The 12,497-nt window shown below is 34.4% G+C and carries 8 protein-coding genes; 3 read left to right on the top strand and 5 right to left on the bottom strand.

Annotated features, from left to right (window positions below; translation table 11 throughout):
* Window positions 1-9 precede the first annotated feature (9 nt).
* Window positions 10-1,317 carry a 30S ribosomal protein S12 methylthiotransferase RimO gene (gene rimO / locus BHU68_RS05265; protein WP_069470096.1) on the bottom strand — a complete coding sequence of 436 codons (1,308 nt, stop codon included), beginning with the start codon at window positions 1,315-1,317 and terminating at the stop codon, window positions 10-12.
* Window positions 1,318-1,376: 59 nt separating this feature from the next.
* Here rimO and BHU68_RS05260 point away from each other — a divergent pair, with 59 nt between their 5' ends.
* Window positions 1,377-2,675 carry an FAD-binding oxidoreductase gene (locus BHU68_RS05260; protein ID WP_069470097.1) on the top strand — a complete coding sequence of 433 codons (1,299 nt, stop codon included), beginning with the start codon at window positions 1,377-1,379 and terminating at the stop codon, window positions 2,673-2,675.
* 23 nt (window positions 2,676-2,698) lie between these two features.
* Here the strand turns inward: BHU68_RS05260 and BHU68_RS05255 are convergent, their stop codons facing one another.
* Window positions 2,699-3,358: a cytochrome b/b6 domain-containing protein gene (locus BHU68_RS05255; protein WP_069470098.1), complete on the bottom strand. Its 660-nt coding sequence runs from the start codon at window positions 3,356-3,358 to the stop codon at window positions 2,699-2,701.
* Window positions 3,358-5,010 carry a tetrathionate reductase family octaheme c-type cytochrome gene (locus tag BHU68_RS05250; protein WP_069470099.1) on the bottom strand — a complete coding sequence of 551 codons (1,653 nt, stop codon included), beginning with the start codon at window positions 5,008-5,010 and terminating at the stop codon, window positions 3,358-3,360. The genes BHU68_RS05255 and BHU68_RS05250 overlap by 1 nt, the downstream gene beginning before the upstream one ends.
* 125 nt (window positions 5,011-5,135) lie before the next feature.
* Here BHU68_RS05250 and BHU68_RS05245 point away from each other — a divergent pair, with 125 nt between their 5' ends.
* On the top strand, window positions 5,136-5,846 hold the full coding sequence (locus BHU68_RS05245; RefSeq protein ID WP_069470100.1) for an SDR family oxidoreductase: 711 nt from the start codon (window positions 5,136-5,138) through the stop codon (window positions 5,844-5,846).
* Window positions 5,847-5,870: 24 nt separating this feature from the next.
* Complete coding sequence (gene ychF, locus BHU68_RS05240) at window positions 5,871-6,959, top strand: redox-regulated ATPase YchF (RefSeq protein WP_069470101.1); 1,089 nt, start codon at window positions 5,871-5,873, stop codon at window positions 6,957-6,959.
* 52 nt (window positions 6,960-7,011) lie between these two features.
* On the opposite strand, the gene BHU68_RS05235 is transcribed toward ychF, so the two are convergent.
* Together BHU68_RS05235 and BHU68_RS05225 are read right to left on the bottom strand one after the other, a co-directional pair.
* Window positions 7,012-8,316, bottom strand: a complete 1,305-nt coding sequence (locus tag BHU68_RS05235; RefSeq protein WP_253180944.1) for an oligosaccharide flippase family protein — start codon at window positions 8,314-8,316, stop codon at window positions 7,012-7,014.
* Window positions 8,317-9,294: 978 nt separating this feature from the next.
* Complete coding sequence (locus BHU68_RS05225; RefSeq protein ID WP_069470104.1) at window positions 9,295-12,492, bottom strand: ligand-binding sensor domain-containing protein; 3,198 nt, start codon at window positions 12,490-12,492, stop codon at window positions 9,295-9,297.
* Window positions 12,493-12,497 lie beyond the last annotated feature (5 nt).

The following is a 12,497-nucleotide window of genomic DNA, read 5'->3' as shown; positions in this document are numbered from 1 at the left end:
TTATCTATTTCATGAATTTTCAATTTTAGAATATAAGTCATGTTCATCAGCGTCTGTAATTCTTACATCTACTAATGCGCCCGGTAATAAATCCTTTGTTTTTTCTATGATTATTAATCCGTCTATTTCAGGGGCTTCGGCGGCACTACGTGCATAAATTTCAGTGTCGGTAATTTCATCTACTATTACTGTGATTTTTTGTCCAATTTTTTGTTGTAGCTTTTCCGCGCTAATTTGACTTTGCATTTCCATGAAGCGATTTAGGCGTTCTTGTTTTAGTTCTTCTGGTATTGCACCGGCTAATTGATTGGCTGTGGCTCCTTCTACTGCTGAGTAGGCGAAGGCACCGACACGATCTAAACGTGCTTGTTGGATAAAATCCAATAAAGTTTCAAATTCTTGTTCGGTTTCGCCGGGAAAACCTACAATAAACGTACTACGAAGTGTAATATCTGGACAAATTTCACGCCAATTGGCTATTCGAGCTAGCATATTTTCACTATTAGCTGGGCGACGCATTGCCTTTAGAATTTTAGGGCTTCCATGTTGTAATGGCACATCTAAATATGGTAAAACTAAACCGTCTGCCATTAGTTCAACTAATTGATCTACATGAGGATAAGGGTAAATATAATGTAAACGTAACCATGCTCCTAGAGTAGCTAAATTACGTACTAATTCGGTAATACGAGTTTTTAATGGTTTACCTTGCCAAAAGTCTAGGCGATATTTAGTATCTACTCCATAAGCCGCTGTATCTTGAGATACTATTAATAATTCCCGCACTCCTGCGCTAACTAGCTTTTCTGCTTCGTCTAAAATATCGCCAATTGGACGACTGACTAAACGCCCACGTAAGCTAGGGATAATACAGAAACTACATTTTTGATTACAACCTTCTGCAATTTTAAGGTAGGCATAATGACGCGGAGTAAGTTTAATTCCCCCGGGAGGAACTAAATCAATGTAAGGATCATGCTCTGGAGGTAATTCTGTATGAATTGCTGTCATGACTTCATCTACAGAATTTGGACCAGTTACAGCTAATAATTCTGGAAAAGTTTTCTTAACCAAATCACCACGCGCACCTAAACAACCGGTAACTATGACTTTACCATTTTCTGCTAAGGCTTCACCAATAACTTCTAAGGATTCTTCAACTGCCTCATTAATAAAACCACAAGTATTAACAACTACAAGTTCAGCATCATTATAATTAGGGCTAATGGCATAACCTTCAGCGCGTAATTGTGTAAGAATACGTTCAGAATCTACGGTTGCTTTGGGGCAACCTAGAGATATAAAACCAATGTTCATAAAAAAAATGTTAAATTAGCAAATTTGGTTATTATAGTCTATAAGGAGCTGAATACAAGATGGCTTTACTAAGTTGGGGAAATTATCCAAATATAGATGTAATTGCTTATAAGTTTGAGAATAGGCAAGCATTAAAAAATATTATAAATCAACATAATAATATTATTGCTAGTGGAAATGGTAGAAGTTATGGTGATAGCGCGTTAAATAAACATCAGATTGATGTTAAATCATATAATTATTTTTTAGATTTTGATCAAAATACTGGTATTTTGCATTGTCAAGCAGGTGTGTTGCTTTCGGAAATATTGGAAACTTTTATTCCCAAAGGATGGTTTGTCTCTGTTACTCCCGGAACTAAGTTGATTACTGTTGGTGGTGCTATTGCTAGTGATGTGCATGGAAAAAATCATCATGTAAAAGGTTCTTTTAGTGATTCTATTGTTGAATTTACTATGATGTTGGAAAATGGGGAAATCATTATTTGTTCCCATTCTATAAACCCTGATATTTTTCAAGCTACTTGTGGTGGTATGGGTTTGACGGGTATTATTATTGATGCTAAAATTAAGTTTCTGCCTATTAATTCATCCATGATTGATCAGCTTACTATCAAGACAAAAAATCTTCAAGATACTTTTGAAGCATTTGAACAGTATAAAGATTATACTTATTCAGTTGCATGGATTGATTGTATGGCTAAAGGAGATAGTTTAGGCAGGTGTTTGCTGATGGTAGGTGAACATGCTGATGATGGTAATCTTGATTATGTCAATACTAATAAAATTTCGATTCCGTTTCAATTTCCTTCCTTTGTACTAAACAATCTGACGGTTAAATCCTTTAATAGTCTCTATTATGCTAAAGTTAGACAAGCGGTATCTCAACAGAAAATAGGAATTGATAGTTTTTTCTATCCTCTTGATGCTATTGGTAATTGGAATCGCATATATGGCAAAAATGGCTTTACTCAGTATCAATTTGTATTGCCATTAGAAAAAAGTTATGAAGGTTTAGAACAAATCCTTAGTAAAATAGCGGCATCAGGTAAAGGTTCATTTTTGGCGGTTCTGAAACTGTTTGGTAAGGCTAATGCCAATTGGCTCTCTTTCCCGATTCAAGGTTATACTCTAGCTTTGGATTTCAAAATCGAACCGGGCTTATTTGAGCTATTGAATGAATTGGATAAAATAGTCTTGAAATATGAAGGGCGATTTTATTTAAGTAAAGATGTACGAGTTAGTAAACAGACATTTGAAGCTGGTTATAAGGATATAGATAAATTTAGACAGCTCAGAAAACAGTATAAAATGGATCAAAAATTTCATTCATTACAATCAAAAAGAGTGGGGATTTAAATCCCCACTCTTATAAATCATAGCTATTCTTTGATTGTATTTGGCTCATTAGCCCGTAAATAAGCTAGTTCTTCATCCGTTAAATCCACGTCATCATAACCAGTAATCATTGGTTTGACGTGTTCTACAAAAGAATGCCCAGTCGTGAGTAGATAGACATGGGCAATGACAAACATCACAATCGCAATAGCTGATAGGGTATGAATCAGTGCTATCCATCCTATCCCAATACCACTTAAGAAATCGCCTAAGCCAAAGCTTATCAGCAGATAGGCTATACCTGATATCCAGATCGCAGGAAAGATCACAGTCTTAACCATTAGATAAGTTAATGCTTGCAGTGGATTATGCTTGCGGCGGTAGGTTTTTATATAAGGGTGGTGTTCACCTTTGAAAATTCCAAAGGCATAATAACGCGCAACTTTTATAAAATGTTTCCTAGTCGGGATATAATGCCGCCATTCTCCGGTTGTAAATAACCAGAAGGTTGCAAAAGCCCAAATTACTAACAGGATAAGTGCAGATCCTGTGTGTATAGTGACAGCATCGCTAAAACTAATTAAATCATGAACGCCATAAACGCCAAAACCCGTGAATATCAGAGTAAAAATAAGTGCCATCTGACTCCAGTGCCATAATCTTTCAAAGCGTTTAAAAACTCGTAGTTTTACTGTATGAGACATTATTTTTTTCTCCTGCTGCTGGTTATTTTGCGTAAAGTTGCGTGACCCAAAACACCACCGAGTGTTCCCAAAATAGCTAATAAAGCAATTATATCAAGTAATTTGTTGCCAGTTCCGGGCATATAAAAGCCTTTAAGATGGCTAAGTCGTCCTGCTTTTGAATGACATTCTGCACATTCCAAGGCATCTTTTTTAGGTGCAACCATGTGATTGATAGGCCAATAAGAATAAGTTTTAATAAAACCCCATTCTCCACTATAAGGGATACCATTTTTTTTCATTCCAGTTTCAATCGCTTTACTAAAATCATAAGTTCCCCACAAAGCATTGCCATCATTGCCCCATAAGTTCATATAAACCAAGGTATTATTACCTTTGTCATAGGGCATGGTTGTGTGCATACGTTTGAAAGGATAGATACGTGAATTTGGATCATCATGAGAACCAGAAAAACTATTGATATCTATTGGACCTTTAGAGGGATCAAATTTAGTATCAATGGTTATATAGCGCATAGTGCCATCGAACCAAGCATACATGGGTTCGAGATTTTCCGCATAAGTGAATGTTCCTTTAATTGATTTATAGGTAGCACGATGATGACCATCACCTTGTGTATATTCTTTAAGCTTAAAACCTTCGCCATTTTTAAGCTTGCCCATAGTACGCCAATCCCAATCAATTTGAGTGGCAACTCCACCTCTGGCTATTTCTGGAATATGGCAAGTTTCACAAGCTACCACTTTGGTATGATTATTAAGTTTAATCCCTGCTATTGTATTGGTGGAATGTGGTGAAGCACTGTGACAACTTTCACAGGAAGCCACTTCACGCGGCATACCCGGTTTACCAGTACCTACTTTATCATTAACTAACATTTCATAACGACTACCAGCCCATTCATGTCCTTCACCAACATGACATGTAACACAGGTAAAATCTTCACCATCGGCACTCATATGAACATCAACATCTTTGGGTGGATTCAACAATACAGAGGATAAATCACCATGTTTGACATTATCGCCACCGCCACCATAAAAATGACATTTACCACAATTATTGCGACTAGGCATTGCGACACTTTGCGCTACCTTCGCCCATTCAATAGGTGGCTTACCTTCAAACATGACAGAACAGGATTTATTCCCTTTTGTTGTTGGGGTCTTATAATAAGTTCCAGTTGATTCATGACAAACCAGACAGTCCATATTTTCCTGATTGCTAAAGTCAAAGTTTGAATCTGTCATATTGTAACCAGCATGACACTGGGCACACATGCCCTCATTGCCTTTAGCGTTAGTACAGAAATTATTAATCAGCACACCTTTTCCTAACTTTTGACCTGTTTTAGGATGTGTATGTTTCCAAGTCCAGTGTTTATTTTTCATAAACTGGTGCCCAGCCTTATTATGACATTTAAGACAGGCTTTGGTGACTTCTGGTCCGCTTGAAAATGGACCTTGTAATTCTTTGAGCTTGGAATGATCAGTTGTAGATTTACTTTCCTTTGGAGTTTTCTGAATATGATCTTGATCTGTATGACTATATTCAGAAATTCCCATTTCTACTTTTGGCTCATCTTCAGCGATTACCTTACCACCTGTCAGCAATAAAGCAATAAATACACTAACAAACATGAGTGTTTTCATATAATTTTTATTCCTATTAATAATAAAATTATATTATAACAAATGTACAAAAATTTGGTATTCTGATATATTTATTTATATATTATAAAATAATATGTAAATATATTATAAAATGGTGATATAACATGAGTTATGTACTGATAATCGGTGCCAAAAGCGACATAGCAAAAGCTACTGCTAGAGAATATGCTAAGCATGGATATGATCTTTATTTAGCGGCTAGAAATGTAAGTGAATTAGAAACATTTGCTAATGATATAACAATACGATTTGATAGAAAGGTTAAATGTATTGAATTGGATATATTAGATTATATATCTCATAAATCTATTTATGATGGTTTGGAAGAGAAACCATTAGGCATAATTTCAGCGGTTGGTTATCTTGGTGAATTGTCTGAAACCCAGAAGATCATTGATACTAATTATACTGGCGTGGTGCATTTTATTAACATCATAGCTAATGATTTTGAACAGCGCAAAAGTGGATTTATAGTAGCTATAAGTTCAGTGGCTGGTGATAGAGGCAGAAAAAGTAATTATATATATGGTTCAGCCAAAGCGGCATTAACTACTTATCTATCTGGGCTTAGAAATAGACTTTATGCTGCCAATGTGCATGTACTTACAGTTAAACCGGGTTTTGTAGCAACCAAAATGACCGAAGGCATGGATTTACCTAAGAAGTTGACTGCTAAGCCTGAAGATGTAGCAACAGATATTTATAAAGCCCAACAAAATGGAAAAAATGTGCTTTATACCAAATGGATATGGAAATGGATAATGTTGATTATTAAGACTATTCCAGAGTTTCAATTTAAGAAAATGAATTTATAATTTAATGAAAGGCATAAAAATATAATGGGATTTAAATGTGGTATTGTAGGCTTACCTAATGTAGGAAAATCTACATTATTTAATGCTTTAACAAATGCGGATATACAAGCCGAAAATTACCCTTTTTGTACCATTGATCCTAATATTGGTATTGTACAGAAACCTGATAAACGCTTAGATCTATTGACTGAGATTGTGAAACCTAAAAAAACTATTCCTACCACCATGGAATTTGTTGATATTGCTGGTTTAGTTGCAGGAGCATCTAAAGGTGAAGGTTTAGGTAATAAATTTTTAGCTAATATCCGTGAAACTCAAGCAATTGCGCATGTAGTACGTTGCTTTGAAGATGACGATATAATTCATGTAGCAGGTAAAATTAATCCTTTGGATGACATTGAGGTGATTAATACTGAATTAGCGTTAGCAGATTTAGATACCGTTGATCGCGCAATGCAAAAAGTAAATAAAACCCTAAAAAGTGGTAATAAAAAAGAAGTTGTAGCTTTAAAAGAGCTATATGAAAAAGCTAATAAACTGCTAAATCAAGCTTTACCAATTAGATCATTAGATGAAGAAGAACAAAGTTTATTATATGATTTACATTTATTAACCGCAAAACCGACGTTATATATTGCCAATGTAGCCGAAGACGGTTTTGAAAATAATCCACATTTAGATAAAGTGCGCGAACTAGCGGCTAAAGAAAATGCTCAACTAGTAGCAGTATGCGCTGCAACCGAAGCAGAATTAATTTCGTTAGATGCCGAAGAAAGACAAGAATTTTTAAAAGATATGGGCTTAACCGAGCCGGGATTAAATCGTGTAATTGAAGCTGGTTATAATTTATTAGGGCTACAAACTTTTTTCACAGCCGGAGTACAAGAAGTGCGTGCATGGACAACTTTCAACGGAGCAACAGCCCCAAAAGCCGCCAGCGCGATTCATACTGACTTTGAAAAAGGCTTTATCAGAGCAGAAGTAATTGCCTATGATGATTTTGTAGCGAATAAAGGCGAACAAGGAGCCAAAGAAGCAGGCAAATGGCGACTAGAAGGCAAAGAATATATAGTGCAAGATGGAGATGTAATGCACTTTAGGTTTAATGTTTAGCTATTGATAAAACCTGACAGGTTTTAAAAACCTGTCAGGTTTGGTTTAATCTTCAAAATTTATAAAAAGCCAATCCAACAACAATAAATGAGCTAGCAAAAGCTATCATATCCAGCATGGGTAGCCATACCTTATAAGGAAGTATCAGATACACCAATACTGGATAACAGAATATTTCCGCTATTGCAATACCAATTATAAAGCCTTCAATTCCTGCTAAATAAGCTCCTACAGCCATTCCTATAATTTGAAAACCTAATTGGCTGGCAGTAAAAATCAGATTTTTAAATGAATTACCAACCGCTAATAATACTGGGCTAATCGTCGCTATTATCGCGCTTGCTATACTACCAGCTACTAAAATTTGTAACATCCAACCAGCATCTGCATAACGATCATCATAAACCCAGTGAATAAAATCATCTCCTAGAAAAACCATTAACCACAGTGGAGGTAAAAATACTAATAATAATAAAGCTCGTGTTTTAAATGTTTGATCACGCAAAGTGTCAAATCCTTGTTCAGCAAGACGAGAATATACCGGGAATAATACTGTTGAAGATAATTCTAGTAAAGCAGTAATTGCTACACGCGATAGATTTTTAGCTAAAATATAAATTCCTAATACCGCCAAACCACCAAAACTTCCTAAAATAAATATATCAAGACTAGAAACTAAAAAAGTCAAAGCTGTACTTATAAATATCCAACGACCAAAATGGATTAACTCTTTAACTGCTGTACTTTCCCATTGAAAGCTCATAGTTAATCCAGCTAAGAGAGTATGACTAAAAATTAATATTAAAATGGCACTAGTAAATTCACCGACAATCAATGCCCAAATTGAATTAAAATACCAAGCACAGCTAACCATCACAACTAGACTGACAATATAAGCAGATAACTCTAAAACTGTCATTTTACCAATATTCATACGACGCGATAACACTAACAACCATGTTGACTCAAAGCCTGCTACTATGGCGGTAACTCCAGCGACTGCAATTAATAAAACTAAACTAGGTTCATTATAATATAATGCTATTGGCCATGCTAATAGTGCGGCTGCTAAACTCAGTAAAACCCCACGAATAACTTGAATAGTCCATGCAGTGCGTAAAAACGCTGGTTCTTCACCACGGGGGTTTTGAATGACACTTGGTTTTAATCCAACATCAGAAAACATGGTTAAACCTGTTAGCACAGCACTAATAATCCCCATTAAACCAAATACTTCAGGGGCTAATAATCGTGTTAGAATAACATTACTAACAAAGCGTAAACCTTGTCCAATCACAGTATCAATCATCACCCAGATAGAACTACTAAACGCTAATTTTTTCAGATCAGACTGCACATTCAAGATAACTTTTCCTTATAAAATATTTATCTTGATAGTCTTGGCAAAAATTATACCTATTATTGATATTATTTAGCAAGCCGCGCAATTTATTATTCTCAGTCTTCAAGTTTTCAATTTGCGCTTTAAATTCAGAAATTAAATACTTGAGTGTACCATCTTGTAAGCCCCGAAATTCAATAGTGGGATAGGTTCATGTAAAATGGACTAATGAGCATTATCGAATCCATAAAGATTGTACTTGATAAGTAGGTACGCAAAAGTTTCTTAACAGAAAGGATACTTAATTTAAGAGGTATGAACCTATCCCACCAATATATAATTACTTTAAATTCTGATTCACGACCTACCAGTAAATCAGGATTGCCGATTTTTTCTGCTAAGGGATATTGCATTTTTTTTCCTTGAGGTGAAATAGGAATTTTTTATACTATATCATATCAGACCTGTCAGGTTTTAAAAACCTGACAGGTCTAAAACCCGACACTAAGCCCAAGCTACAGAATATATAACAGATAGAAAATATGTGTGTAAAATTTTCTACTTAGGTGGTAAATTGCTTGATATTGGAGTGCAATAAGGCACTCCAAACCTATTGCGGGATACACCCTATGAGCTACTGTTGTTCCATTTTATAGAGTTGCTTAATTTCATATTCTGATAAGGCACGGTTGTAGATTCTAAGATCATCAATTATACCATTGATAAAAATTTTTTCATTTGTTCCATCATATAATGCAACCAAGTGATGTTAAAGTTGGTTTTTAAGTTTAGTTTTTTCTTGCAATTGAGCATCAAAGATTCCTTTGTTATCAGCTTAATACAGCAAATAAAAGCATAGTATTTATTAACTTAAATTTAGTCATAATTTTTATTGATGTTAGTATTGAAAAACATTTAAAAGAATATTTGAAATGGCCTGTTTGTGAGAGTATGGGCCTAAAGTCTTAATTCCATTAAAAAGAATTCCCTACTTTATTTACCAAGATTTATACACAATTTATCCTGCACCCATAATTTGATATTTTCTAAAACTGCTGCTTTTTCTGGAGATAATATTCCATATAAGCAATATTCACCAGCGGCTAAATCTTTAGGTAATTGTAAATATAATAAGATTTGTCGCTTATTTGGTGTTCTATCGCCTTGCCAGTGTTGCACTTTATTTGCTGGCATTAGATCATTGCTGTTTTTAAATGTTATAAATTGTCCGTCTGGTAATATTACAGCGGCATATAAGTCATAACCCCAGCCTAATTGTTCAACGATTTCAGCTTTTAATTGATCTTTCTGTTTGTCTAAAATTAGTTTTATTTCAGCTTGTTCTGGTGCTTCTATACCATTGCTTATGTTCATTATTATTGATTTACTGATAGCTAAATTGCCTGCATTGTCTTCAGCATAGAATGTAATATGATAGTCGCCATTGTAAATTGCTTGATTCCAATTAGTTTGCCATTCATTTGTGTTGCTAGGAGTCAGGTTTAAATGTGGAATTGGTAAAATAGTATTGCCTTTGTTATCTATGATTGCTTTTACTTTTGGAGGTATTAATACTGCCCAAACACGATTAATACGCCCCTTACTAAGGCTGACTTTAGCAGTTAATTTGTCAATTGCTTCAATTTTTAAGTCGCTGACTGCTGTATTATTTTTTAGAGAAATCTTGCTTAGTGATTCCTCATTAAATATTTGTGGATTTTGTGATAAATGTCCTAGCATTTGTTGTTGTGCTTGTTTAGCTTCTTCAAAAGCTTCAGCAAAATTTTTACCTTTTAATAGTGCATTAGCAAAAAAGCTACTAAAGCCTTGTTGATGTTGTCGATCAAAATAGGCTAATTCATTATCTGATGTACTGCTAATGCTTGCAATAGAATTCAAATTTGCACCATCAACCACTATTACTACTTTATCATCTAATAATGGTTTCAATTCAGATGCTTTTAAATTTTGTTGCCCAATTATAAATAAATAAAGCGGCTGTTTAGATAAAACATTACGTAGATTATTCAGATTAACTGGGGCATCAACAATATGATCATTTAAGCCGTCTGCATTTATATCTGTCCATAAATTGGGAGATAAATAATCAATAGTTTCATTAGAAAAACCTGCTTGTTGTAGAACTTGATAAATTTTATTACTTATAGTTTGACTGGTTTTATCATTACCAGCTATTATAATAGCTGTATTATTAACTTTAGTTGTTTGAGAAAAACTCAGATGAGCTAAGCCCATGCCCCCTATCCATAAACCATTATTGCCATCACTGGCTAAAGCCAAAACTTGTTGATCAAAAATCGTGAATTTAAAATTCGCATTGAGATGAGCCAAGCCATTTAAAGTTCCTATCCATAAACCATTACTACCATCACTAAGCAAACTGGTAACATTATCATTTGGTAAATCGGAATTGTTGCTATTAAAAATTTGCCATTTCGCTTGGCTATTTAGATAAGCTAAACCATGAGCTTCAGTTGCTACCCATAAGCCACCATTGGGAACAGTGACTAAGTCTGTAATTGCGTTGGATGGTAAATTAGAATTATCTGTATTGAAAAATCGCCATGTTTCATCATTAGTATTGTATTCAGCTATGCCACTATTTACTGTTCCTAGCCATAATTTGCCGCTATCATCTCTGGCAATAGTGCTAATGTTTTTATTAGCAAACTGTTTCATATTAATAGGCGTAAACAAAGAAGTATGACCACTTACATGAGTTAATCCTAAGCTACCAAGCCATAATCCATCACGCCCATCATCATCAAGACTAAAAATATTATTAGTTTTGGTTAAAAACCATTGATCATTAGCTGTAATAAAAGCTAAACCTTCACTGGTAGCTAACCAAACACCATTATCAGCTTGTTGATTTAAAAGAGCAAAAACTTTAGCATTAACTGATAGTTTAGAATTATCATGAGTAATTACCTTTAATTTTCCCTGATTATCAATATGAGTAATATTCTGACTATTAATATTGCCAGCCCAGACTCCACCGTTATTATCGCTAGCTAATGCTGATATTTGAGTATATGGCAATCCTAATTTATTTTTTAAAATTAACCATTTATCATCAAACAGTTGAACTAAACCAGCACCCCAAGTACCAATCCATAATTTATTATCAATACTAATCAAAGCGTTAATAATATTATTTGGTAATTTGGAATTGTCTTGATTGAGGGTTAAAAATTGACTAGTGCTTTTCATATGAATTAAGCCTTGATTTAAAGTTCCTAACCATAATTCATCATTATCATCACTAGCCAAACTAATAATTTTCTTATTTGGCATAAACCGCTTTTTAGACTTAAAATGAACTAAACCGTCATCAGTTCCTACCCATAAACCATCCTTGTTATACAATAGAGCATTAATCTTATTATTTGGCAAATAATTCTCATTATTCAAATGGGCTAAACCTTTATCAGTGCCTACCCATAAACCATCTTGATTTTTTAATAAGGATGTAATGTTCTGACTAGGTAAATTATTATAAGTTGTCAAGCTAGTATTTTTATGAACCAGCCCAGCACCAAAAGTTGCTATCCATAATCCGCCATTTCCATCGCTAATCAAAGCAGCAATTTTAGCTTTAAATTTATTAACTGATTCAAACTTATTGTTGTTTAGACGAACTAATTCTGTACCACTAGCCAACCATAAATTACCATCATCAGCAATGACAAGCGCGGTAATTTGATTACTTGGCAGACCATCTAAATTAGTAAAGAATTTGTTTAATGTTCCAGTCTTAGCATCGCGTTGCTCAAGCCCACCTTCAGTAGCTATCCATAAAGTTGTGTTATCCTTAGATAAAACTATATCTTGAACTTCATTTCGATTAGTAAAAACTTGCCATTTAGGATTTTCTAAAGACACTGTAGGAATAATAGTAATTTTTACAGTACCAACATTAGCGGCAGCATCTAATACAGTAACTACATCAATACCTACATCAGAAGGCGCGATATAAGTTACTTGAGAACCAGAACCCTGAATTTTGCCATTAATTGGAGTCCATTTAATTTCACTACTAGTGCCAGAAACAGATAAATTAATTTTCTGATTAATTTCAACTTTAGGATTGGCAGGAGTGAAGACTAAATCAGCCGCTGAAACAACCGAAACAGTAAAAATACAGAATAATAAGATTACACTTTTCATAGGAT

Source organism: Candidatus Marithrix sp. Canyon 246, from assembly GCF_001723685.1.
Classification (GTDB): Bacteria; Pseudomonadota; Gammaproteobacteria; order Beggiatoales; family Beggiatoaceae; genus Marithrix.
Note: the sequence above shows the minus strand (reverse complement) of the source record. Positions and strands in the feature narration are given on the sequence as shown.

Coding starts and splice junctions, on each gene's coding strand:
- ychF (WP_069470101.1), top strand. CDS start 5,871: ATGGGATTTAAATGTGGTATTGTAGGCTTACCTAATGTAGGAAAATCT.
- BHU68_RS05245 (WP_069470100.1), top strand. CDS start 5,136: ATGAGTTATGTACTGATAATCGGTGCCAAAAGCGACATAGCAAAAGCT.
- rimO (WP_069470096.1), bottom strand. CDS start 1,317: ATGAACATTGGTTTTATATCTCTAGGTTGCCCCAAAGCAACCGTAGAT.
- BHU68_RS05250 (WP_069470099.1), bottom strand. CDS start 5,010: ATGAAAACACTCATGTTTGTTAGTGTATTTATTGCTTTATTGCTGACA.
- BHU68_RS05255 (WP_069470098.1), bottom strand. CDS start 3,358: ATGTCTCATACAGTAAAACTACGAGTTTTTAAACGCTTTGAAAGATTA.
- BHU68_RS05225 (WP_069470104.1), bottom strand. CDS start 12,492: ATGAAAAGTGTAATCTTATTATTCTGTATTTTTACTGTTTCGGTTGTT.
- BHU68_RS05260 (WP_069470097.1), top strand. CDS start 1,377: ATGGCTTTACTAAGTTGGGGAAATTATCCAAATATAGATGTAATTGCT.